Below are 22,624 nucleotides of genomic sequence, written 5' to 3'. Positions count from 1 at the left end.
AACTAAAAACCTTTTTTTGGGTTTTTTAATTTTTTTTATTTTTGGCGGTGGGGGGGTTTTTTTTTTGGCGCCACATTTTTGGTTCCCGAAAAAAAAAGGGCGCCCGCCTACGCGGACTATTAACCTCATGCAAAATAAAGTGTATTCTATGAAGTCGCAAAACACTATAAACCGGGTTAGGAGGCAGAGCCTCCCGGATCTCGTTCCCAGGCTGGAGCCTGGGAACGAAATCGCGAGGCTCTGCCTCGGTTTTCGCGTGGGCTGCTGCCTCGGTTTTCTTACCTCACTTTTCTTCAGCGCATATCCTGATAAAACTTTTTTAAATAACTTGCAGGAACGCCCAAACCCCACAAAATACCAATATAAAGATAAATCCCCGTCGCCTTGAGAGATCCCCAACGAGCAACGCGACGATCTGAACTTTGTACGATGCGATTAACCTGACAAATACGTCCCTGCTGAGTCAACTTTAAACATAAATCCGCCTCTTCCATAATCGGCAAACTTTCATCAAAACCGCCACATTCCCAAAAATCAGAACGACGACAAAACATTACCTGATCGCCAAACAAAAGACGCAATCCCTTAAAAAACAGACGAGGTTTAAAAATCAGCGGAGCGTAGTAAGTTTTGAGATAATTATGCAGAGATATGCCCCATCGAGTCGTCATCGAACCTGTCATCAGAGAAATAAAACCCCCGCAGGCGATAGTTTTATCTGCCAAAGTTTGCTCGATCACCGCTACAACGTCATCCGGTACAATAGTATCAGCGTGAAGGAAGCAGAGAATATCCCCCGTTGCAGCATCTGCACCCAAATTCATTTGAATTGAACGCCCTCGTTTTTCCGCAGAAATGACGCGCACATCAAATGCCTTCGCTATAGCAATAGTCTCATCTTCACTTCCCCCATCAACCACCAAAACTTCACTAGCAGGGGGACAGAGTAGTTTAAGCAGACGCAGGGTGCGTCCTAATGAAGTTGCCTCATTCAAAGTGGGAATGATTATACTAACCCGTGACATGGTTTTAATTTTAGAACTTACTCGCGACGATCTTAGAAACCGGGTTTCTTTCTGGGATCTTTCGTTGCCAAACCAGGATTTTGGAGCGCTGAAGCGCAACTACGTGCCTGGAGCGCTGAAGCGCAACTACGTGCCTGCGCGATCGCATCCTCCCTCGGTTCAAATTTTGCCGCGATACTGCAACTTCAGCAACTTCCCCCACAGCCAATTATACGGATGCACCCCGCTATTTTTTTGTTCATCTTTATACACCGCTTTCCCCTCGTTAACCCATTGAAAAATACTGCCCTCCAAATTGTAAACGCGAGAAAACCCCGCCTGTAATAGCCAAGATCCAACCGCTGCACTGCGATAACCGACCGCACAATATACCACTAGCGGTGTTTCAAAAGATACATCTGCTATCGCTGACAAATCAGGCGAGTCAGGATCGATGCGCCTTGCGTGCCACAGATGACTTATTTCATACTCCGCCTCGCTGCGAGCATCGAGTAAAATCGGCGGTGTCTTAGTAGAATCTTGCAGCCATTGTGCCAAAGCTTCCGGCGTTATCGACTCGACATTGGGAAACTTGAGGGTAATCAAGCGCTTGAGGAGATTGAAGGTAAGCGATCGCCAAAACAAAACCACAATTTCAGACAGTTGAAAAACTGGCTCACCCGTTCGGGTGTTTTCCGAATTAGACTCCTAACATAGCATACTATATAGCCGAATAATTGAGCTAATAATGCCAACAACTCAAACCTATCGGAAGGCGGGAAAACCTATGCAAAACCTAACCCCTCAAAAAGATACAGCTGCCTGGATTATTCAAGTTTGGGCTTCATTTATACTTTCCTTCGGTTCAACGGCGATGGGTATTGCCTACCTGCCCGTAGATGGCTGGGTAAAAGGCTTCATGGGCATGGGTTTAACCTTCACAGTTGGCTCATCATTGACCCTAGCCAAAACCATCCGAGACAATCACGAAGCTTCTAAAATAACAGCCCGAATCGATGAAGCCAAAGTCGAAAAATTACTCAGCGAACACCATCCCCTCAAATAAAATAAGACATCCAGAACTTACGCAATGGCGTTGCCAGAAACTCGGTTTCTGAGTCGCTCTTTGCTTCCCTTTCCCAAGGATTTTTCGGAGAAACCGGGAATATGAGCGTAATATGATGTCCGTTGAATTGCCCATAATAAAAAAACCTCACGTAGTCGTTGCGTAGGGACACGGCATCAGAGATATTTCGGACAAACAGATAACGTTAATCGTGCCGTGTCCCGGCGTCTGATTATGGGTAATCGACCGGACATGATATAAGTCCTAACATCGTGAATTATTAGATTATTTTAAGCTTGTTTCTAGAATTGAAAGACGGGGACAACGGTAGTAACTACATTTTGCCTTGATACCCAAACTGCGGACATTTTGAACGTTAACAGACATCTTTTGTTTTGCACCTAATGTTACAGTATTTGTTTCTTTTAATTCGCCATTTACACGCATCTCGACTGTTAGACTTCTATTTTGTATAGCGCGGGTATCGCGACTGTCCATTCCTACAACTAAGTTAAGTTGTTGAAACTTGGAATCAAGAATGCACGAGACTTCAGCATAACCTACAAAAGCTCCGGAATCATTCTTTTCGCTATACAAATAACCAAGTTCAGGCAGAACTTCTCCTGCTATAACAATATTCGGTGGTTCGCTATTTTTTAGTAAAACACTTTCATAACCAGGTGTAGCACTCAGACATTGGGTAGTGAAGATGGAAGATGCTGAAGCTGGCGGGGAAGTTGGAGAGAGTGATGCAGTTGGAGAAGGTGATGCAGTTGGAGATGGTGATGCAATTTGAGAAGGTGATGCAGTTGGAGATGGTGAAATCGGAGATAGAGGTGAAAGCGTTGGATTGTTTAAAACGATTACACCTAGTCGTTGAAGAACTATTACGGTGAGTGCAGATGAACTAATTGCGGTAATAATCATTATTCCGGCAACTAAGGAGATGATAGCCTTGACGTTTTTTTTATTTCCTCGTTGGGGATTTTGATTAGAATTAGATAAGTTGTCTGACTCTTTTAAACTCATTTGTTTAACTCCTTTAAGTTGTTATTTAATTGGAGAAAATTTCTCGAGCTTAAAATAAGCGATCGCCAAGGAGTGATATCTGGCTCCAAGTGTTACAGTTTGTTGCAAAAAGGCGTCAAAGAAAGCAGGTTATACCAGCAGCGTCAAACTCAGAATGCGATCGCTATTAATCTAACAAATTTGGTCGAGGATGGTTTCCAAGTCTAGGAAGGAATCTGCCGCTTTGCACAAAGTGACGCTGGTGTTAGAACGAAAACTAACGACTTCCACTCGTTTACCTCTGCTTTGGACAATCTTTACTGGAAAGACAAAATCGCCATCCCCGCTGACCAAAACAGCCGTATCGTAAGAATTGGCTAACTCTACCATGTGTAAAGACAATTCTACATCTAAATTGGCCTTTCTCGAACCATCCGCATGTTGCACCACTTCTTTGCTAAACACCTGATAGCCTTGGCGCTGCATCCATGACAAAAAACTCAATTGTTTCTTGTTGTTGGGTTCAAAACCCGTGTATAAAAAGACGCGGCATGCAGCAGATTTAGCTTGAAGAACTGAGAGTAGTTGAGCGTAATTAATGTTGATACCCAGCGATGATGCACCATAATAAAGATTGGCTGCATCAACAAAGATAGCGACTCGCTCATGTTGGCTCCGATGGCATGATTTAGTAGCAGATGAAGTGACTTGGGGACTAAGTGGAATCGTGCGACTGAAATCTTCTGCTTGCAACATCTGCTGTACCTCTGCTATCTGCTGTTTTAGTTGGTCTAAATTGCGAGTACGATCCTGTAGATCCTCGGTACTAGCATCCAGATCGCTAAGCATCTGCTGTATCTCTTTTACCTGCTGTTCCAACTTGTTAATTTGGCCTATTTGCATCGCTTTTTGCTGCTGCTGGACTTGATGCAGTTTTGAGATAATCAGCCTTAAATGCGTATTGGTTAAATACTTTGTTTGGGGTGGTTTTAACTGACTCTCTCCTTTCTGAAACTGCTCGATTTGGTAGTCGATTTCCTGAGAATGCTGCTCGACATCAGCCACAGTAATTTGGTTTTTTTGTTGAGCTTGTTGCAACAATTCGCACCGGCGACAGCGATCTTCATTCATCAGCAACACTGCCAGAGAAAGCGGTACGCTAAAATAAGCAACTTGTCCAGATATAGCTGAAATTCCTGCTCCCACTACAGAACTAAAGAGGCTAATTTGTTTGGCAGTTTTTAACAGCTTGTGCTTGTCGTTCATGGGATTACCTCTAATCTAGATGTAAGTTCTTCGGCTTTTGTTGGCGAATATTCTCGATTGACTTGAAGTTTGTAGGTTGGGTTGAGGCACGAAAACCAACCTACACATTACTCCCTTCGGTGCCAGAAGAATTTGTATTGTAATGAACTACGAAGACGCGAAGGAAGAAGAAGGAAGAAATACATAATCTTCTACCGGGATGGGAGTAATTAGTAAAATTGATCGCTCCAAGTACGGGAGATCCTAGTAACTATGGAGTTTGCACAGCAAAGCGATCTACCTTGCGAAAAACCAAATTTTCTTTGCCTTGCTTAAGAATTAGTGAATCTCCTTTTATCTCGATATCGATAACAGAAGAACCTGCGGGACCAGAAATCTTAAGTTTTTGAGCATCCTCGCCTTTTAAAATCTCATACTTTCCCGCTAGTTGTTGGTTTTTGTCTACTTCATGTAGAATCACGTTGTTGTCTGCAAGGAATTCAAATCCCTGCTTGCCATCTGGCGACTGGTATTTTCCCGATAAGCTAGCAGGCGATCCGCAGCTAGTAATGCCTAATAAAAAGACTGTAACTAGAAACCCTCTGAAAGATTTCAGATTATCCATTTGCCGATGCCGTTTAATGTTAAGGTTTGGCATGACTTTCACCTACTATGTAATAACTTTGTGTTGCTCCTACAAAACACCATATTTGTAGCTGGTTACACCCAGAATATGTCAAGCTTTAAAATTGCGAGCAATTTTGATTAGTTCGTGATGAATTGCAAATAACAAAATCAATGCCTCGCAAACAATTCGCCAAAATAGATTGCCGATGATAATTAATCCCAATCCTGCTATAGGATTGCTGAAGATTTGCTGTATGCCAGCAAGAATCAAGACGACTACTCCGAGAACATAGATGAGCCGGACAATCCAAGAACTCACCATTGTCCGAAAACTGAAAAAATCACCGATAAAGCTATCCATTTTTACATCCTCAACTAAACTAAATGAAATATTTAATTTTCCGCAAAAAAGCTATGATTATTCCCAATCAATCCACAAAACTACCAAGAGGCAAAAAAGAGCGATCGCAAGTAATCCAAGCAGATAAAATAGGATACTGATGCCATACCTTACTCTCTTTTCAAATCCTAAAAAAACTTCTTTGCTGGGTTTGCCATGAAATATACCTCTGATTGATTGTCAGAAACTTTGCACAAGACAAGTGCTTTAATACCCAGGACTTACGCAAATTGAAACTCCAGACGCTACTCGTGGCGTTGTCATCGTCGCACCCTACCCGTAAAGATTCTGCGTGTCCTAACAGTTATCAGCTTGTCTGTTCGCTTACAGCGGCTTGCAGCCGCGTGAGGGAAAGCGTTATTGCTTTGTTTGTGAAGCGGCACCCTTAAGGGTGCCGCTACACAAACAAAGGTGTACCTCACTCATTTGCAATCCGCTGTAACTATCCAGTTGTGATAGCTAGTATAGTTAACTATCTACAAACTGTCAAGAAATATCCCGTTACAGTTTATTAAGCCGCCACGCGATCGCCTCCCAATATCAGTATTACGTATCCCTTGTTACAAAAACCCCACCCAAATCCCGACCTATATACATTTTTATACTTATCAGATAGTTTGTATCTGTACTAACATTCAACCTAGACAGAGAATATAGCGGATTTGAATTGGGTGAGGTACAGCCAAACGGCTTTGTTTGTGTAGCGGCAGCATTAATGCTGCCGCTACACTGCAACCGAGACGGCTGCCACGGAGTAACTATCGTATAATAGAGAGTATGTATCGGATAGAGAGAGAGTAAGCGTTTGATTTCCCAAATTCCCCAGGGTGAACTTGAAGCTATAGTCGCCGCCTATGGTGTATCGGAGGCGGAATGGCAGACTTTGTCTCTGGCGCTGAAAGATTTAGCGATCGCAGAAATTGCCGCGCAGCTAGAGATTAGCGAAGTGACAGTTCGCAAGAGATTGGGCGAGGTGTTTAGGAAATTCAATCTAGGGGGTGTGCGCCCAGGTAAACTAACGGATTTGAAGCAAATTCTTCTTTCCGAGTCTCAAAAACGCCAATCTGCCCTTCCAGGGAAAATAGTTTGGGGAGAGGCTCCCGATGTCTCGACATTTTACGGGCGCTCTGATGAGTTGGATAAGCTGGCGAGATGGATAGTTGAAGAAAAATGTCGCCTAGTGGCGCTGCTAGGATTGAGAGGAATGGGCAAAACTGCTTTGTGCGTGAAGTTAGTCGAACAAGTTGACAGTAAATTCGAGCGGGTAATATGGCGATCGCTTCGTTACGCACCACCCCTCGACGACTTGCTAGCTAACCTAATTCCGCTACTTTCTCACCCACAAAAACCCAATCTACCGACGGAGACTAACCAAAAAATCTCCCTACTAATTGACTGCTTTCGCAAACATCGCTGTCTGATAGTACTAGATTCTGCCGATGCAATTCTGCAAACAGAAGAACTAGCTGGACGCTATCAGAAAGGATATGAAAACTATGGCGAACTTTTTAGAAGGGTGGGTGAAGAACGCCATCAAAGCTGTTTGTTACTTACCAGTTTAGAAAACTTTCCAGAAATAGCTGCTTTGGCAGAGCCAAAGGAAGAGCTAAAATCTCCCGTCCGCACCTTAACACTGACAGATTTAAAGTTGTCAGAACCAGAGATTAGGGATTTTTTTCATAAAAAAGGTTTATCTGAATTAGATGAGGATAGGTGGTCAGAGTTAATCGGACGCTATCGCGGTAACCCCTTAGCTTTAAAAATGGCTGTTGCTACCATCAACGAGGTATTTCGCGGTCGTGTTTCCACGTTTATAGACCAAAAAACCTTTGTATTTGGGGATATTTCTAGCTTGTTGAAGCCGCAATTCGATCGCTTATCGGCTCTAGAAAAGAAGATAGTAGATTTACTGGCAATGGAAGAACAACCGATTTCGTTTGTGAAGTTAAGGCAGAAGCTTTCATCCTTTTATCCCCAGGCGCCAGAACTATCGGAACTGATCGCAGCCATGCAGTCTTTGAGTCGGCGATCGCTCTTAGAAAGAAAAGATACAGAGAGTAAGGAAGTTGTATTTACGCTCCAGTCTTTAGTCAAAGAGTATGCACGCACTAAGTTATCGAGTCAGACTACCTCTGCTGATGATTAAAAACTATGTCTATTTACTGCATCAATCCTAGCTGTCCGCAACGTCAAAACCCAGATGATGACCTCGATTTAAAAAGCTGTCAAACCTGTGGTACGCCATTGCGGATACAGGAGCGATACTTACTCAGTAAACTTCTGTCTGAACCAAATGCAAATGCTGAAGTCTTTGATGTATTAGACTTGAAATTTGAATTAGATCAACCAAAAGTATTAAAAGTATTGAAAGATCCTCATACTTCAGTGGAACTGTTTAAGCGAGAAGCTGTAGTATTGAAGTTTTTAAGTTACAATTATCCGCATCTTGGTATTCCCAAGGTTGAAAATGACGGATACTTTTTATTTCAGCATCATCAGGGTTTAAATGAATTGAAGCTGCACTGCTTATTGATGGAAAAAGTAGAAGGAATTAACTTAGAACAGTGGTTGCCAGAAAATAACATATTATCTGAAAAAATTGCCATTGATTGGCTGAAACAATTAGTAAAAACTTTAGCCGCTCTGCATAACAGAAAACTCCTGCATAGGGATATCAAGCCATCCAACATCATGTTGAAACCAGACGAGCATCTGGTATTAATAGACTTTGGTTCGGTGGCAATGCACGAAACTGCTCGCACGCAAATTGGTACAAATGGCTACACAGCACGAGAACAATATGAAGGTCAAGCCGTTTACCAATCCGACTTCTACTCTTTAGGGCGTACATTTGTGCATTTACTTACGAGGATAGCTCCAAATAATCAAACAGGTAAGTTGCGCTGGAGAGACAATATATATTTGACGCCAACCTGGCGAAATATAGTTATAAACTATGCCATCAAAGCGCTGGAATTATTGCCAGAAAATAAATGGAGAAATTGGGCAATACAGCAGTTGCATAACTTGGCATCGCGAATTCAAAATAACCCAAATAATCTTCCCCAAATATCAGCACCGCTGGCAGATTTAATTGATGACTTGATGGCATACTTGCCGAAAGATCGCCCTCAGAATGCCCAAGAGATTTTGCGTCGCTTAGAAGAGGTGGAATTTCCCTACCGCCGCACATTTCGTACAGGGGCGTTGGTTTTGCTAACCAGCGCGGTCATAACCCTTTTGGTGCTGGGAATAAGGCAGGTGGGGTTGCTACAGGCATGGGAACTTAAAGCTTACGACACATTAATACAACTGCGTCCTGCCGAACAGCCATATCCGCGAATTTTGGTAGTGGAAATTAACGAATCGCATCTCAACCAATATGGCAATCCGATACCAGATGCAATCCTCGCCCAAACATTAGAAAAGTTAGAAAGTTATCAACCGCGAGTAATTGGCATCGATATTTTTCGTCCTCCTTCACAAAAGGCAAAACCCACAGATTTAGCGTCTCATTGGCAGCAGAATTCCAACCTGATAGCACTTTGTAGCGTTAAACAAAATAACAATCCCAACAAGCCGGGAATTGCTCCTGCTGCTGAAGTTCCAGCAAATCGTATTGGCTTTAGTGACTTGGTCGTAGATCCCGATGAAGTTCTGCGTCGCCATCTTTTATTTATGCCATTAGTAGCTAACTCTCCTTGCGCTACAGAATTGTCCTTCAGCAGTCAACTGGCATTGCATTATTTAAAAGGCGATCGCATCCAACCGCAAACCACTTCTCAACGTGAATTCCAACTAGGAACGCGAATTTTTAATCAATTGACAGCGAATACAGGTGCATACCAAAGTTTGCCATCCTCGAATCTGGATGGATACCAAATACTGCTAAATTATCGCTCCTCCAAAACCGTTGCTCAACAAGTCACCCTCACAGAAGTTTTGCAGGATAAAGTTAACCCAAATTGGGTAAAAAACCGCATCGTTTTGATTGGTATTACTGCCCCAACGACTGCCGATAATTTCTTCACTCCCTACAGTAGCAGTCAATGGCCTTACCAAACAGTGTCAGGAGTAGTCATTCACGCACAAATGGTGAGTCAAATTATTAGCGCTGTTTTGGATAAACGCCCGCTGTTGAAAGTTTGGTCGCAACGGTTGGAAGTAATCTGGATCTGGGGTTGGTCTATTTTGGGAGGTTTAGCTATCTGGCGATCGCATTCCCTGCTAAACTGGGCAGTAGCTAGCATCATGACAGCTGGCGTTTTATCAGGGGTTTGTTTTGTCCTGCTAATGCAGGGTAGCTGGGTGCCGTTGGTGCCATCAGCATTGGGTTTCATCGCTACAGCTGGGATCGTGCTAGTTTGCCAACGTATCAATCTCGGCAGTCTCCGCCGACTTTTCCAGTGCTATGTTTTGGAAAAAGTTGCTCCTTGGACAAATCGCACTTGATTTGTTCCTAATTTTGGTATTAGTTAGCCTAGCAACGCCCGCTTGGTCGGAAACCTCAACCGAGACAACAAGCGATCGCCATCCATTATCCTTGTCTCTAGACTATAATCCCCCAACCGGCAAAGATCCCCCAGAACCACGGCGAGACGGGGGAAGGCGTCCCGGAATTCCGGCTACGGATAAACCTCTCACAGCCTTAGTACCTGAATATTACCCTGGATTGACCATCTCGGAACATCCTACCTTTTGGATTTACGTCCCTTATTCATCAGAAATACCCCATTCCGCAGAGTTTATCCTCTGGGATGAAAATGAAGATATCGTTTACGAAACAACGTATCAGCTAACAGGTACGCCAGGAATTGTTAGCTTTCATCTGCCAGAAAATGCTCCAGGGTTAGAAATAGACCAAACATACAGGTGGGATTTTATTTTCACTGTAGGTGATGGGAGGGGTGATGCGGTTGTCACCCCACAAATTATGCGCGTCGTACTGTCGGATGGCTTGATAAATCAAATAGAAAAAGCAACAACACCACGAGAGCGCATCTTTATTTATGCGATTAATGGTTTGTGGCACGATGCGCTAACAGAATTAGCTGAACTTCGCCGCCAATCGCCAACAGATGAAGAATTACTAGCTGATTGGGAAGTACTTTTGTCTGCATCGGGTATTAACTTGGATGATATGATTTCCGAACCTTTAATTTAGTTTTGCACAGGTGGATTGAGCCATGCTAGATAAAATAATCCGCGACATTTCTATTAGTGCGGCAACTAATTTTGCCACGGCGATGAGTCATGTGGCAAACTTTATATCTACTATTGCCCCTGACTCAGAAACATCCTCAAGTTTAGAGGAATTTTCTCACCCTCGCCAACAGGAAGCAAAGCAACTTTTAGAAGATGGAATTGTCAAACTTGAGAATAATCAATTTAGATCGGCTTCACACTCTTTAGAAGCTGCCTTAGAGATTTATCGGCAAATAGGCGATCGCTCTGGAGAAACAAAGACCCGTATTTATATTACGATAGTTTCCTTGTATGTGGAAGAACCTCGCCAACAACTGGAAAATATCATATCGACAATTTTAGCTTGTCCCGATTTCAATATTTTTTTGAAAGAATCGCCTCATTTTTTTGCAGAACTCTCGCGGTTCATCCCTCAACTTGAAAAGTCTTCAAATAAAATTTTTCAACTCATGCAACAAACAAAAGAGCAAGTAAAATCGAGTCAATTTATAGATGCCCTAAAAACCTGCGAACAAGCACTTACCCTTTCTGTAGAAATCAACCATCCTATGTGGATAACGGTAAGCTTCAACAATATGGGAGAAGTTTATCGCCAACAAGGTCAGTATTTATTAGCGAAAAATAACTTCGAGCGAGCTTTAGAAAGTAGTAAAAAAATCTCGAAAGAACGCCTCTTTTTTGAAGGAATGATTTGTAACAACCTTGGCGGAATATCTTACCATTTAGGCCAATATTCCGAAGCGCATAAGTTTTTGGAAGACGCTTTAGCCATTCACAGACAAATTGACCACAAAGCTGGGGAAGCGATGAGCTTTACCAACCTTGGAGGACTTTATGATAGTCAGGGTCAGTATTTCCAGGCGCTGGAGTTCCATCAGCAAGCTTTAGAGATTCACAGAGAACTTGGCGATCGCTTTGGGGAAGCAACAACCCTCAACAATATAGGAGTAGTTTACAACAATTTAGATGATTACGATCGAGCGCTAGCAAATCAACAGGAAGCCTTCGATATTTTCCAAGAAATTGGCAATCCTTTGGGAAAAGGACGCAGCTTAATAAACATGGGTCTAGTTTATCAAAAACAAGGTAAGTATTCGCAAGCAATAGAGTTTTGCAAACAAGCTAATACTATATACCAGGAAATTGGCGATCGCGCTGGACAAGGAATGAACTTTAACAACTTGGGAGCATTATACAGTAATTTGTGACAATATCAGGCAGCGTATGATAATTTTAAGAAAGGTTTAGAGATTAGTAAAAACATTGGCGATCGCGTCTGGGAAGCAATAAGTTTTAATAACATCGGTCACGCTGAATTAGTTCAAAATCATTATGACCAAGCTCAAAATAACTTTCAGCAAGCTTTAGCTATTTTCCAAGAACTAGGCTACCGCAGTGGAGAAAGTGCAACCCTGAATAACTTGGGGATGGTTCTTTTAAATCAAGGCGAATATACTCAAGCATTAGAAAAATTTCAGCAAGGTTTAACTATTAGCCAAGCGATTGGCAATAAATCTGCACAAGCAAATCAAATCGCTAACATTGGAATCATTTTTTCCGCTCTAGGTAAACATCTCCAAGCCGTCCAATTCTATCAGCAAGCTGCGGACATTTCCCAAGAAATTGGTACTCGTTTGGAGGAGGGAATCTGCCTAACTAATATGGTTGCAGCCTTCTTTTTAGCTGGGAATATTCAATTAGCTGAGCAAAACCTTCGCAAAGCTGTCGAAATTCTAAAACCCCTCCGCTCGAAATTGAGCGACATGGATAAAATATCAATTTTTCAAACCCAAATCAGTCTCTATCGTGGGTTACAACAAGTTTTAGTTGCCCAAGGTAAAACAGATGAAGCACTAGAAGTTGCTGAAGCAGGTCGCGCCAGAGCGTTTGTCGATTTATTAGCTGAAAGATTAACTTCCCCATCCAATATTGATATTCAACCGACTATCACTTTGGCAGAAATCAAACAAATTGCTAAAGAACAAAATGCCACGTTGGTTGAGTATTCGCTAATTTATGACGATTTTGGGTTTCAAAGCAAACAACCCGAAAAACTGCAAGCATTAGAACTTTATATTTGGGTAATTAACCCCACTGGCGATATTACATTTCGCCGCCAACCTTTACAGCTAGAACCTGGAAATATACCAGGGCCACTTTATACTTCTCTCAAGGATCTCTTAAAGTACACTTATAAACGCATGAGAGGTGACGGTAACGAAACAGTTTTATCTCCGCAATCAAACTTACGTTTGCAACAACTCTACCATTTGCTAATTGAACCGATTGCCGCTCTATTACCAACTGAACCCAAACAGCGTGTTATTTTCATCCCTCAAAACGAACTGTTTTTAGTTCCATTCCCATCTCTTTTAGATAAAAATGGCAAATATTTAATCGAGAAACATACAATTATCACTGCTCCGGCGATTCAAGTTTTGCAATTAACTCACCAGCAACAGCAGCGAGTTTCAGAATCAGCAAAAAACGTCCTTGTTGTCGGCAATCCCAGCCCAATGCCGTCACAATTATCTGCTCTCCCGAATTCAGAACAAGAAGCAATTAATATTGCACAAATATATAACAACCAACCTTTATTGGGAGAAACAGCGACAAAAGCAGCTATCTTACCGCAGCTAGAGAGAGCAAGTTTGATTCATCTAGCAACCCACGGTATGGTAAACGAAAAGAAGCCTTTAGAAAGCGCGATCGCATTTGCTCCCTCAGATGGCGATAACGGTTTGCTCACAGCCGAAGAAATTTTCCATCTTAAACTCAGCGCCGAATTAGTTGTCCTGAGCGCTTGCAACACAGGCAGAGGGACAATTACAGGGGATGGTGTGGTTGGATTATCGCGATCGCTGATTTCCGCAGGCGTTCCCAGCGTCATTGTATCCCTGTGGTCAGTGTATGACGATTCCACAGCATTTTTGATGACCGAGTTTTATCGCAACTTGCACCAGTTAAAACTCGACAAAGCTCAAGCCCTGCGAACTGCAATCTTGACAACCATGCAAAACTATGCAAATCCTAAAAACTGGGCTGCATTTATCCTAATTGGAGAGGCATAATCAGGACTTACCTGCTGATTGAGGCTCTCTTTCCTCTTATCTCTTATCTCTGCGTTCTCTGCGTCTCTGCGGTTCAATAAATTAACTATTCTTAAGGCGAGAAAAGAGTAAACAACCAATCCTCAAAAAATAAAAGGACTGCCATCAGCAGCCCCAGATTTTTCTTCACTACAACCAACAAACCCAGAATAACTAAGAACTTGGCTTGCGTTTTGCCCGCCTTTGACGGCGCTTAGAAGCAACCATAGCCGGGTCAATCGGAAATCCCGCCAGCGGTATCACCTGATACTGACGCTCGTCCTCTAGTTTCTTCAGCTCAGTATAGTCTACCCAGTGGATGCAATCCACCGGACAGGTATCGATCGCTTCTTGAATCAGATCTTCAGAGTCGCCATCCTGACGAATCACGCGCGATCGCCCATAATCGGGTTCAATGAAAAAAGTGTTGCGGGCTACATGAGCGCAGTGCTTGCAGCCAATACAAGTCACCTCATCGACATAAACCCCTTTTTGGCGCAACGCGCCGCCCAATTCTGGTTCAAAACCCGAACGATCGGGAGCATCTCTCCAGATACCCCCTAATTCTGGTTCAAAACCCGAACGACCATCCCCGTCATCCCCTTGCGAGGGAGAGAAATCGGTCATTAGCCCCTCCAGCGTTGCACCACGAGGCGGATAGAACCATCTTGATTTTGTTCTTGTTCCGTAACTTGGAAACCTTGCTTAGCAGTTTCGCTCATCACCGTGTGGAAAGCATAACGCTGGGTCACCTTTTGCAGGAACCGATCCACCGACCAAGCTTGCTGCCAGAATTGTAAATCGGCAACCAGTTCGTACTCGCTGCCATTCCAGCTAAACCCAATATCATAGCCATTTTCTTGCTCGATGGCAACTTCGGCATTGCGGGTTTGACCTTGATAGCCGCGCACTTGCTCAGGACCAGCTTTCCAGTCAATCCCTAGATCGGTCAAAGCAGCTTGCAAAGAGGTAAGGTTACGGATTTGAGTTTTGATTTGGCTAAAGTGTGACATAGTATCTCTTGAATCAATCGAACTGAACGCAGAAATTACCACTCGCTAAAAGTGGCTTGGGTCATCGCTGCTTGCACTTGATTTTGCTCAGCAGCGAAGTATTCGGAGGTAGTCTCCTGGTTAACCACTCGTCCGAGTTGCGCTTCAATCGCAGCAGTTACCTCGGCGCAGGAGCTACCAACAATGCCAGTCACTTTTTCTTGTACCCGACCATCCGGGTAAATGACAAACTCTAGTGTTTCCATGCTGTTGGCTGAACCCTAGGGACTGTAATTGATTTGGCAATAGCACGGGGCGTGCTATGGAAGATGCCGTTTGAGGTAGAGTTTGGCAGCAAGGTTACTTGCTGTCTTATTGTTAATTTTTCTCAATCTAGATCGCTAGACATGAGATAAAACTTAACAAAGCTTATGAAAAGAGAGATTAGTTCTTCAGTTATTTGTCAGTTTCGCGTAACTTTCCCCAGCAGTCAAGGTATTTATGCCCTGAGTATTACGCGATACCTTTTGGATACCCCATACACTCACCTACAGCAGGATAATAAAAGTCTGTCAAGAGCTATGGGGATGCGCCATGAGTGCAGAGAATATTACTGGTTTGCTTGATTCCCAGCCGATTCGCGTCGGGGTACTGGGATTTGGTGGACTGGGACAAGCCGCTGCCAGGGTACTTTCGCCCAAACAACAGATGCTTTGGGTAGCGGCAGCAGATCAAAAAGGGTATGCCTATAACAGTGAGGGGTTAAATCCAGACGCCTGTATAGCCGCTTACCAATCTCAAGGTTCCCTGGGTTATGTAGAGCCAGAGGGCACTTTGAGCAGCCGCAGCATCGAGGATTTAATCGAAAAAGCGGCATCGGTGGAGGGGTATTTTTTGGCATTGCCAAACTTGCCCAACACATTTATGGCTGAGGTGGCGCGTCAGTTTATCGCATCGGGGTGGCGAGGAGTTTTGGTCGATGCACTCAAGCGCACCAGCGCGATGGAGCAAATATTGGCATTAAAGGATGAATTACAGGCGGTGGGGATTACCTACATGACCGGGTGCGGTGCGACACCTGGATTGTTAACGGCAGCAGCTGCTTTAGCCGCCCAAAGCTATGCTGAGATTCACAGCGTCAAGATAGAGTTTGGTGTCGGGATTGCCAATTGGGAGGCTTATCGAGCCACGATCCGTGAAGATATCGCCCATATGCCAGGTTACAACGTTGAGCGTGCTAGGGCGATGACGGATGGGGAAGTAGAAGCGATCTTAGACCAAACCAATGGTATTCTGAGCTTGGAAAATATGGAACATGCCGACGATATCATGCTGGAGTTAGCGGGGATTTGTCCGCGCGATCGCGTCACAGTAGGCGGCGTCGTCGATACCCGCAATCCCAAAAAACCCCTCAGCACCAACGTCAAGGTAACGGGTCGCACCTTTGAGGGCAAAATTTCTACCCATACCTTCACCCTGGGAGATGAAACCAGCATGGCAGCCAACGTCACAGGCCCAGCTTTTGGCTATCTCAAAGCGGGCGTATCGTTGCACCGACGGGGGATTTACGGTTTATTTACCGCCGCAGAAATCATGCCCCAGTTTGTCCGCTAACCAATTTTAGATTGCAGATCGGGACTTACCCAAAGAAACCGGGTTTCTATGAAAAATAAGAAACCCGGTTTCTATCCTACAGATTTTAGATTGCAGATTTTAGATTAAAGGCTGGTTGGTAATTTCAATCTCAAATCCAAAATCTAAAATCTAAAATCTCTTATGCCGGTGGGCTTTCGATAGACACAATTTCTGGAACTTCTTCCTCAACTACCAAGTTTAGGCTTTGAATCACAAACGGTAAGAAGGCTCCCTTTAATCCCCGCTTAATTCGCTCCGGTGTTTCATCGAAAACGACAAATAACGGATGGATATGGTCAGCTCCCTCACTCAGGATATGTTTGTAGCGGGGAGGCATTACCCACTCATAACCTCTGTCTAGCCATACCTGGGTTTGACGCCAGCGACTAAGCAAGTCGGAAAAGTCTTCTTGGGGTCGATGAATAAAGACTAAAATTTCCACCCCCGTTTTAATTTTCCATTCCGGGTCGCACATCAAGATTGCCACATCGCAGGGTAAGCTAGTGGCTTCGTGTCCGGCAGTAACCACACCGCTATGCTTGCTCGATTGTGCAGTTTGCCGCAGGCGCACGATTGGTAGAGGAATGGTAATAATACTCTCGTCAGGTCGGCGCAGACTGGGTATTAGCTCCAAGTAGGGGCGATGCTGCTTTAACAGCAAGAGCGCCCCTTGCTGGTTGCTATACTCTGCCAGTAACGCTTCGTAATGGGATGGTTTAATCGCCATTTTTCTGGTTGGGACTCCGATACTTCTATTGTATTCAGGCCACTCGCACTGACATATATTTGTAACGACTAGCCCAAACCTTCAAATACCTTAAACATTGGTAGATACATCGACAGCAAAATCGCACCCACCATCACCGCGATTACTATCATCATCAGCGGTTCCAAGATACTTGTGAGTGCTTTAACCGCTTGCTCTACTTCGTCTTCGTAGAAATCGGCAACTTTCATCAGCATTTTGTCGATTTCACCAGTTTCTTCGCCAATGCTGATCATTTGAATCGCCAGGATGGGAAATACATTTTCTCTTTGCAAGGCAATGCTGATCATGCCGCCGGTTTGAATTTCTTGGCGTGCCTTATCAATCGCATTGGCAATGACTTGGTTACCTGCCGTATCTCGCACAATTTCCAAACAAGTTAGAATTGGCACGCCGGAACGGGTCAAGGTCCCAAAGGTGCGGCAGAAACGAGCCACAGCGGTTTTTTCCACGATATCGCCAAAAATCGGCGCTTTCAGGAAAAATTTATCCATTGCTAAACGACCGGGCGGGGTTTTGTACCACTGCCTGTAGGCAAAGGCGGCCCCAAATAGACCAATTATAAACAAGATAATGTTGTAATTTGTTTTTGGCGGGGGCAGGGTTGGGCCGCGCAAAAATTCACTGATTCCCAGCATGAACTGGGTAAACGCAGGCAGCTCCATGCCAATATCCTCAAAAATCTTCGCGAAGATTGGTAATAGTAAAGTTGTCATCCCGATAAAGATGATCACAGCCAAAGAGCCAACTGCCACTGGGTAGGACATGGCAGACTTGACCTGGTTTTGCAGTCTGGCTGCATCCTCGAGCAATTTCGCGATCCGGTTCAAGACTTCATCGAGAACCCCACCGACTTCCCCCGCTTCTACCATTGCAGTGTAGAGTTGATCGAAGCACTGAGGATGTTTACGCATTGCCTCAGCAAGGCTAATGCCCTCATTCACATCAGCGCTAATTGCCGTGAGAGCTTTTTTCATCTTCGGATTGCTGTTTTGCTCGGTTAATACACCCAAGGCTCTCACCAACGCCACGCCAGCATTCACCATTGCAGCAAATTGGCGCGAGAAAATAGCTTTATCCTTGACTGTCACACTCGCCATCGCGGTCTGCAAGTCAAAGTCAAGGCTAAAACCTTTAGCTTCCTTGAGGTCGTTAACACTTGCATATTGCTCTCGCAGTTTGGTTCGCGCCTCTCTGAGCGTTTCTGCGACAACTTTTTCTTTTTTAGTGTTTCCTTGAGCGTCTCGAACTTGGGCAACGAAGGTAGGCATAGCTGATACAGAAGATAAAAATTTGTTTCTGAAGCCACCCCTTCCCTTTAGGGAAGGGGGTTCTAACTCGCTTTCAACCTCTCCGGTGGCTCTCCCTATTTCTAGGTATAACATCCGTGAGTCTCAGTATCAGGAATTAAAACTTTTGTGGCGACTCGCTCTGACAGGAGGAAACTTTCCAAACGAAGAAGGAACAATTCCTCCTACTCGCAAGTTAATTGTTTGGGTCGCCTGTCTCCAAGCCGCCAACAGGAACGGTTCCGTACCCGACCATGCAAGATTTGCCAGGTCTACTTGGAGCAGGTTGTTGTCAACAAATATTGCTAAAAAACTTAATTTTATTGCTGAAATTCCCTTGATTAGGGACTTTCAGCAATGGTGCCCGCCCCTGATTTAGTGAGCGCCCGCCCCTACTTTGGCTCCCGCCGGAGCCGAGCCGATCAGACGTTGCAATTCATCAGGTTTGGAGGACTTGCTCATCGCCGCTTCGTAACTAATCGTTCCAGATTTGTACAGCTTGGCTAGAGCCGATTCCATCGTCTGCATCCCCAAATTCGCCCCAGTTTGAATCGCCGAGTAAATTTGAGCCGTTTTACCTTCCCGGATTAGGTTGGAAATAGCTGGCGTCACCACCATGATTTCTTGCGACATCACCCGACCGTACTCGCCTGGTTTTGGGTTTTTCTTGGGTACTAAGTTTTGACTGAATACCGCCAACAGCGAGTTAGAAAGCATGGCTCGGATTTGGGGTTGTTGAATCGGGGGGAACACATCCAGCATCCGGTCAATCGTTTGTGCGGCGGAGTTAGTGTGCAGCGTTCCGAATACCAAGTGACCCGTTTCTGCGGCAGAAATCGCCAGACCAATCGTTTCCAAGTCCCGCATTTCCCCCACCAGAATCACGTCTGGGTCTTCCCGCAGCGCCGCCCTTAGAGCATTGGCGAAACTCTTGGTATCTTCACCCTTTTGACGTTGGTGAACCAAGCTTTTAATGTTCGGGAAAACATATTCAATCGGGTCTTCCACTGTCAGAATGTGTTCGGCGCGCGTCCGGTTGATCAAGTCGATCATTGCAGCCATCGTGGTTGTTTTACCAGACCCGGTTTGTCCCGTCACCAGTACCATGCCGCGAGGTCTTTCAGTCATTTCCCGGACGACATCGGGCAAACCCAAATTGTCGAAGTTGGGAATTTTAGACGCCAAAGCTCGCAAGCAAGCCGCCCAAGCGCCCCGTTCCCGGTAGACGTTCACCCGGAAGCGAGCCAATCCCTTAACCCCATAAGCGCAGTCTAGCTCCCAGTTTTGCTCCAAATCTTTGCGCTGGGAGTTATTTAACATGCTAAAAATTAATCGCTGACACTCTTCTGCCGTCAGCGGTTCATCAGTTGCCGGAGCCAGCTTACCGCTGACGCGGAAGTAGACCGGAGCGCCTGCTTGGATGTGCATGTCCGAGCCACCCCGCTCGATCAATTGCTCCATCAGGTCTTCAATCATCATTTCCATTCCCATAAAGCTGTCTCCTTGTCAAGTTGTTGATTAATATATTGCACTTCGATGTTGGTTTTTTGTCAAAAGTAATTGCTAATTGCTAATTGCTAATTGCTAATTGGTGTGGGTATTAGGCGATTTTTTGCCGCTTACCTATTAGCCATTAGCCATTAGCCATTAACCATTAACCATTAACCATTAACCATTAACCATTAGCCATTAGCCATTAACCATTAGCCATTAGCCATTAGCCATTAGCCATTAGCCATTACCAGTCTGCCCTTGGATGTAGCCAGCAACTTGGGTTACTTACTCTTGGAAGCGAGGTGTCATGCAGTAGGGACACTCTAGCCACTCTTGCTGCAATCCGGCATCGCAAGTGCGACAGGTGAGGGCAGTTTTGCGTTTGGCTTTCAGTTCGGCTTCCAGACCCGAGTCGGTAAACGTCACCCGCTCAACTTCTTCTAGAGTGGTACGACCCTCACGCACCAAGTTTAAGCTGTAGGCTAGCAAAGTTATCATGCCTTCTTCTACGGCTGCTTCCTTGATCCGTTCTGTCGGAGCGCCTTCGTTGATTAAAGTTTGCAGGCGTTCTGTATTTTTTAATACTTCATACACCCCTACGCGACCTTTGTAGCCAGCTCCGTTGCAGGTTTTGCAAACGTTCTTGTTGTTCGCCCTTTCCGCTGGAGGAATGGTATTGGCTTTGTATAAAGTAATATCGGCATCGCCGGAAGCAGTTAAACCAAACCTCGCCAGTTCTTCCCGTGTGGGCGTGTAGGGAATGCGACAGTCGGGGCAAACGCGGCGCATCAAGCGTTGAGCTAATACGCCCAGCAATGCGCCGGACACCATGAAAGGTTCCACGCCCATTTCGTCTAAACGAGCGATAGCACCTGCTGCGTCGTTGGTGTGGAGCGTCGTCAACACCAAGTGACCCGTTAGTGCCGCTTCAATTGCCGTTTTTGCCGTTTCTTTGTCTCGCGTTTCACCCACCATAATCACGTCCGGGTCTTGTCGCAGAAACGCCCGCAGAATTTTGGCAAAATCTAGTCCTTTCTCCCGAATCACCTGACATTGGGTAATCCCGCCCAAGGTATATTCGATCGGGTCTTCCGCCGTGCTGATATTGACCCCCGGATCGTTCCGTTCTGCCAGCACCGAGTACAAGGTAGTTGATTTACCAGAACCAGTTGGTCCCGTCACCAAAATCAGCCCGAAGGGACGGCTGGCCATTTCTCTGACCAACTTTAAGGATTCTTCATTGGTGATTAACTTATCCAATCCCAACTGGGTCGCCGAGTTATCCAAAATCCGCAGCACCACCTTTTCCCCGTAGCGACTGGGTAAGGTACTGACGCGGAAATCCACTTTGCGACCTTCAAACATGCGGCGGATCCGACCGTCTTGTGCTTGTCGCCGTTCCGCAATATCCAGTTGAGAAATTACTTTAAACCGGGCGGTCACCGCTGGAATAATCTGCTTGGGCAGGGGATCGAATGCTTGTTGCAGCACCCCATCTCTGCGGAAACGAACGCGCAAGTATTCTTCCTGGGGTTCTATGTGAATGTCGGAAGCTTTCTCTTGCAGCGCTTTGAGCAGGATTTTATTCACCAGGTTGATGATGGGAGCGTCATTTTCTCCACCTGAAGGATCCAAATTGTCGTCATCCGACACTTCCCCCAGATCTGGTACATCTAAATCCTGAATAATACTGCTAACGTCTGTTTGCGCTGCTATTTCCTTTTTCTTTTCATTAGCGCTTTGCTCGTTCAGGTAGTCGTTAATCAACTGCTGATAATCGTCGATGGTAATAACCATCCGCTGTAACTCAATCCCTTGAGGCCGGAGAATCCGGTTCAAATCGTCCAGCGCTTGCAAGTTATCAGGGTTGACCATTGCCACCAAAACACTTGGCGGCTGAGTTTCGTTTTTCGCTAGCGGTACTAAATTATACCTCCTACAGATATCAACTGGAATCAGGGTTTCAATTAGCTCGTTAACTTGCTCTGTCGGTATCTGATTAATTTCTGGATCTAGCGACTCAACCCCGTAGAGGACTTTGAGTTCAAACAGTTGCTGTTTCTTGTACTGACGCAATAACTCTGGCGGCAGCTGTCGTCCCGTGAGCGACTCCAGAACTTCCGTCAGAGGTCTCCCAGATTTGCGACTTTCAATGATAGCTTGATGCATCTGGTCAGGATTGACATAGCCAGACGCCACCACTTTATTGCCAAAGGGAGAGAAATTAAGGGCAATCAGACTCGTGGTGCGCCGGGGTGATGAGGATTGAGTCATAGCTGAAACAGAAAGTCTCCTAATAAAGAATTCCCAAAACTTTTTGGCAAAATAGCAAGGGATAGCAAGAGCTGGTGTGAAATCCCAGCTGCTATGTCAAGCTTTCATGACTGCCGGAGCGATTACCGCTTCCGGCTACAGGCGACCTGACAAGGCTGCGAGACTTACCCTACAGGTGAGGACGGTTAATATAGGGAAACTCAGACCGATGACAGATGTATTTCAGCATCATAGCCTGTATAGCTTGTAATAACCCGTAACAGCGGGCTATGGCAATAAATTTTATGGGGTTGGGACTTCAGATCCCAGACTCTGCCAAGAGACTTACGCCTATGGGGTACTAAGATTATAGAGCAGTCCGCGAAAACCTCGTGTCAATAGAGCCGGGGTGACCGCGAGAGACAAGCTTGTCTGACAAATTTTGCCCTTGGACATTAGACCGGGGAGTGTCAAATTGTTAATTAAGCTAAAAGGTAGAAGTAGGGCTTGGTTGTTTGCTCTACCTCAATTCTACAAAACCAGATAGCCGT

The 22,624-nt window shown here is 45.0% G+C and carries 21 protein-coding genes and 1 pseudogene; 9 read left to right on the top strand and 13 right to left on the bottom strand.

The annotated features are described in order from the left end of the window. Positions 1-293 precede the first annotated feature (293 nt). Positions 294-1,025 carry a TIGR04283 family arsenosugar biosynthesis glycosyltransferase gene (locus ACE1CM_RS39915; protein WP_374884597.1) on the bottom strand — a complete coding sequence of 244 codons (732 nt, stop codon included), beginning with the start codon at positions 1,023-1,025 and terminating at the stop codon, positions 294-296. A gap of 159 nt (positions 1,026-1,184) precedes the next feature. Beyond that, positions 1,185-1,655 carry a rhodanese-like domain-containing protein gene (locus ACE1CM_RS39910; protein WP_374884595.1) on the bottom strand — a complete coding sequence of 157 codons (471 nt, stop codon included), beginning with the start codon at positions 1,653-1,655 and terminating at the stop codon, positions 1,185-1,187. A 136-nt stretch (positions 1,656-1,791) separates the two neighbouring features. Here ACE1CM_RS39910 and ACE1CM_RS39905 point away from each other — a divergent pair, with 136 nt between their 5' ends. Beyond that, positions 1,792-2,070, top strand: a complete 279-nt coding sequence (locus ACE1CM_RS39905) for a YiaA/YiaB family inner membrane protein (RefSeq protein WP_226580118.1) — start codon at positions 1,792-1,794, stop codon at positions 2,068-2,070. A 285-nt stretch (positions 2,071-2,355) separates the two neighbouring features. Here the strand turns inward: ACE1CM_RS39905 and ACE1CM_RS39900 are convergent, their stop codons facing one another. The 4 genes from ACE1CM_RS39900 to ACE1CM_RS39885 form a co-directional block, all read right to left on the bottom strand. Further along, positions 2,356-3,099 (bottom strand): hypothetical protein, encoded by a 744-nt coding sequence (locus ACE1CM_RS39900; protein WP_374884593.1) that lies wholly within the window; start codon positions 3,097-3,099, stop codon positions 2,356-2,358. Positions 3,100-3,270: 171 nt separating this feature from the next. Further along, on the bottom strand, positions 3,271-4,344 hold the full coding sequence (locus ACE1CM_RS39895) for an NYN domain-containing protein (protein ID WP_374884592.1): 1,074 nt from the start codon (positions 4,342-4,344) through the stop codon (positions 3,271-3,273). A 250-nt stretch (positions 4,345-4,594) separates the two neighbouring features. Continuing rightward, complete coding sequence (locus ACE1CM_RS39890; protein WP_374884590.1) at positions 4,595-4,981, bottom strand: hypothetical protein; 387 nt, start codon at positions 4,979-4,981, stop codon at positions 4,595-4,597. Between the two features lie 78 nt (positions 4,982-5,059). Then, positions 5,060-5,311, bottom strand: coding sequence for a hypothetical protein (locus ACE1CM_RS39885; RefSeq protein WP_374884588.1), 252 nt, complete (start codon positions 5,309-5,311; stop codon positions 5,060-5,062). An 844-nt stretch (positions 5,312-6,155) separates the two neighbouring features. Here ACE1CM_RS39885 and ACE1CM_RS39880 point away from each other — a divergent pair. The 6 genes and pseudogenes from ACE1CM_RS39880 (at position 6,156) to ACE1CM_RS39855 (ending at position 13,626) form a co-directional block, all read left to right on the top strand. After that, positions 6,156-7,496, top strand: a complete 1,341-nt coding sequence (locus tag ACE1CM_RS39880) for an NB-ARC domain-containing protein (RefSeq protein WP_374884586.1) — start codon at positions 6,156-6,158, stop codon at positions 7,494-7,496. 5 nt (positions 7,497-7,501) lie between these two features. Continuing rightward, positions 7,502-9,802, top strand: coding sequence for a CHASE2 domain-containing protein (locus ACE1CM_RS39875; protein ID WP_374884584.1), 2,301 nt, complete (start codon positions 7,502-7,504; stop codon positions 9,800-9,802). Next, on the top strand, positions 9,777-10,514 hold the full coding sequence (locus ACE1CM_RS39870) for a DUF928 domain-containing protein (RefSeq protein ID WP_374884583.1): 738 nt from the start codon (positions 9,777-9,779) through the stop codon (positions 10,512-10,514). Before ACE1CM_RS39875 ends, ACE1CM_RS39870 begins: the two co-directional genes overlap by 26 nt. A gap of 22 nt (positions 10,515-10,536) precedes the next feature. Continuing rightward, complete coding sequence (locus tag ACE1CM_RS39865; RefSeq protein WP_374884582.1) at positions 10,537-11,763, top strand: tetratricopeptide repeat protein; 1,227 nt, start codon at positions 10,537-10,539, stop codon at positions 11,761-11,763. Positions 11,764-11,775: 12 nt separating this feature from the next. Next, a pseudogene (locus tag ACE1CM_RS39860) lies at positions 11,776-12,282 on the top strand (tetratricopeptide repeat protein); the annotation flags it as partial. Positions 12,283-12,318: 36 nt separating this feature from the next. Next, on the top strand, positions 12,319-13,626 hold the full coding sequence (locus ACE1CM_RS39855; protein ID WP_374884600.1) for a CHAT domain-containing protein: 1,308 nt from the start codon (positions 12,319-12,321) through the stop codon (positions 13,624-13,626). A 192-nt stretch (positions 13,627-13,818) separates the two neighbouring features. Here ACE1CM_RS39855 and ACE1CM_RS39850 read toward each other — a convergent pair whose 3' ends face one another. From ACE1CM_RS39850 to ACE1CM_RS39840, 3 genes are read right to left on the bottom strand one after another with little or no spacing between them, the layout of a single operon-like run. Next, positions 13,819-14,271 (bottom strand): ferredoxin, encoded by a 453-nt coding sequence (locus ACE1CM_RS39850; protein ID WP_374884580.1) that lies wholly within the window; start codon positions 14,269-14,271, stop codon positions 13,819-13,821. Then, positions 14,271-14,657, bottom strand: a complete 387-nt coding sequence (locus ACE1CM_RS39845) for a DUF1257 domain-containing protein (protein ID WP_374884579.1) — start codon at positions 14,655-14,657, stop codon at positions 14,271-14,273. The genes ACE1CM_RS39850 and ACE1CM_RS39845 overlap by 1 nt, the downstream gene beginning before the upstream one ends. Before the next feature lie 35 nt (positions 14,658-14,692). Further along, positions 14,693-14,902: a DUF2997 domain-containing protein gene (locus tag ACE1CM_RS39840; protein WP_374884577.1), complete on the bottom strand. Its 210-nt coding sequence runs from the start codon at positions 14,900-14,902 to the stop codon at positions 14,693-14,695. Between the two features lie 328 nt (positions 14,903-15,230). Between ACE1CM_RS39840 and ACE1CM_RS39835 the strand changes: the two genes are divergently transcribed. Next, positions 15,231-16,250 (top strand): saccharopine dehydrogenase-like oxidoreductase, encoded by a 1,020-nt coding sequence (locus ACE1CM_RS39835; RefSeq protein ID WP_374884575.1) that lies wholly within the window; start codon positions 15,231-15,233, stop codon positions 16,248-16,250. 160 nt (positions 16,251-16,410) lie between these two features. On the opposite strand, the gene ACE1CM_RS39830 is transcribed toward ACE1CM_RS39835, so the two are convergent. The 4 genes from ACE1CM_RS39830 to ACE1CM_RS39815 all read right to left on the bottom strand — a co-directional run bounded on the left by ACE1CM_RS39830 (position 16,411) and on the right by ACE1CM_RS39815 (position 22,094). Continuing rightward, positions 16,411-16,998, bottom strand: a complete 588-nt coding sequence (locus tag ACE1CM_RS39830; protein WP_374884574.1) for a hypothetical protein — start codon at positions 16,996-16,998, stop codon at positions 16,411-16,413. Positions 16,999-17,066: 68 nt separating this feature from the next. Further along, positions 17,067-18,308: a type II secretion system F family protein gene (locus ACE1CM_RS39825; RefSeq protein ID WP_374884572.1), complete on the bottom strand. Its 1,242-nt coding sequence runs from the start codon at positions 18,306-18,308 to the stop codon at positions 17,067-17,069. Positions 18,309-18,701: 393 nt separating this feature from the next. Beyond that, positions 18,702-19,811 carry a type IV pilus twitching motility protein PilT gene (locus tag ACE1CM_RS39820; RefSeq protein WP_374884599.1) on the bottom strand — a complete coding sequence of 370 codons (1,110 nt, stop codon included), beginning with the start codon at positions 19,809-19,811 and terminating at the stop codon, positions 18,702-18,704. A 294-nt stretch (positions 19,812-20,105) separates the two neighbouring features. Beyond that, positions 20,106-22,094: a GspE/PulE family protein gene (locus tag ACE1CM_RS39815; RefSeq protein ID WP_374884571.1), complete on the bottom strand. Its 1,989-nt coding sequence runs from the start codon at positions 22,092-22,094 to the stop codon at positions 20,106-20,108. Between the two features lie 76 nt (positions 22,095-22,170). Between ACE1CM_RS39815 and ACE1CM_RS39810 the strand changes: the two genes are divergently transcribed. Beyond that, complete coding sequence (locus tag ACE1CM_RS39810; RefSeq protein ID WP_374884570.1) at positions 22,171-22,344, top strand: hypothetical protein; 174 nt, start codon at positions 22,171-22,173, stop codon at positions 22,342-22,344. Positions 22,345-22,624: the final 280 nt, after the last annotated feature.

This window comes from Microseira sp. BLCC-F43 (genome assembly GCF_041929235.1).
In the GTDB taxonomy this organism is placed as follows: domain Bacteria; phylum Cyanobacteriota; class Cyanobacteriia; order Cyanobacteriales; family Aerosakkonemataceae; genus Microseira.
Note: the sequence above shows the minus strand (reverse complement) of the source record. Positions and strands in the feature narration are given on the sequence as shown.

What these genes read in the sequence shown, in the direction of transcription:
- ACE1CM_RS39915 (WP_374884597.1), bottom strand. Translation starts at nt 1,025, where the DNA reads ATGTCACGGGTTAGTATAATCATTCCCACTTTGAATGAGGCAACTTCA.
- ACE1CM_RS39905 (WP_226580118.1), top strand. Translation starts at nt 1,792, where the DNA reads ATGCAAAACCTAACCCCTCAAAAAGATACAGCTGCCTGGATTATTCAA.
- ACE1CM_RS39900 (WP_374884593.1), bottom strand. Translation starts at nt 3,099, where the DNA reads ATGAGTTTAAAAGAGTCAGACAACTTATCTAATTCTAATCAAAATCCC.
- ACE1CM_RS39895 (WP_374884592.1), bottom strand. Translation starts at nt 4,344, where the DNA reads ATGAACGACAAGCACAAGCTGTTAAAAACTGCCAAACAAATTAGCCTC.
- ACE1CM_RS39890 (WP_374884590.1), bottom strand. Translation starts at nt 4,981, where the DNA reads ATGCCAAACCTTAACATTAAACGGCATCGGCAAATGGATAATCTGAAA.
- ACE1CM_RS39885 (WP_374884588.1), bottom strand. Translation starts at nt 5,311, where the DNA reads ATGGATAGCTTTATCGGTGATTTTTTCAGTTTTCGGACAATGGTGAGT.
- ACE1CM_RS39875 (WP_374884584.1), top strand. Translation starts at nt 7,502, where the DNA reads ATGTCTATTTACTGCATCAATCCTAGCTGTCCGCAACGTCAAAACCCA.
- ACE1CM_RS39865 (WP_374884582.1), top strand. Translation starts at nt 10,537, where the DNA reads ATGCTAGATAAAATAATCCGCGACATTTCTATTAGTGCGGCAACTAAT.
- ACE1CM_RS39855 (WP_374884600.1), top strand. Translation starts at nt 12,319, where the DNA reads ATGGATAAAATATCAATTTTTCAAACCCAAATCAGTCTCTATCGTGGG.
- ACE1CM_RS39850 (WP_374884580.1), bottom strand. Translation starts at nt 14,271, where the DNA reads ATGACCGATTTCTCTCCCTCGCAAGGGGATGACGGGGATGGTCGTTCG.
- ACE1CM_RS39845 (WP_374884579.1), bottom strand. Translation starts at nt 14,657, where the DNA reads ATGTCACACTTTAGCCAAATCAAAACTCAAATCCGTAACCTTACCTCT.
- ACE1CM_RS39840 (WP_374884577.1), bottom strand. Translation starts at nt 14,902, where the DNA reads ATGGAAACACTAGAGTTTGTCATTTACCCGGATGGTCGGGTACAAGAA.
- ACE1CM_RS39835 (WP_374884575.1), top strand. Translation starts at nt 15,231, where the DNA reads ATGAGTGCAGAGAATATTACTGGTTTGCTTGATTCCCAGCCGATTCGC.
- ACE1CM_RS39830 (WP_374884574.1), bottom strand. Translation starts at nt 16,998, where the DNA reads ATGGCGATTAAACCATCCCATTACGAAGCGTTACTGGCAGAGTATAGC.
- ACE1CM_RS39825 (WP_374884572.1), bottom strand. Translation starts at nt 18,308, where the DNA reads ATGCCTACCTTCGTTGCCCAAGTTCGAGACGCTCAAGGAAACACTAAA.
- ACE1CM_RS39820 (WP_374884599.1), bottom strand. Translation starts at nt 19,811, where the DNA reads ATGGAAATGATGATTGAAGACCTGATGGAGCAATTGATCGAGCGGGGT.
- ACE1CM_RS39815 (WP_374884571.1), bottom strand. Translation starts at nt 22,094, where the DNA reads ATGACTCAATCCTCATCACCCCGGCGCACCACGAGTCTGATTGCCCTT.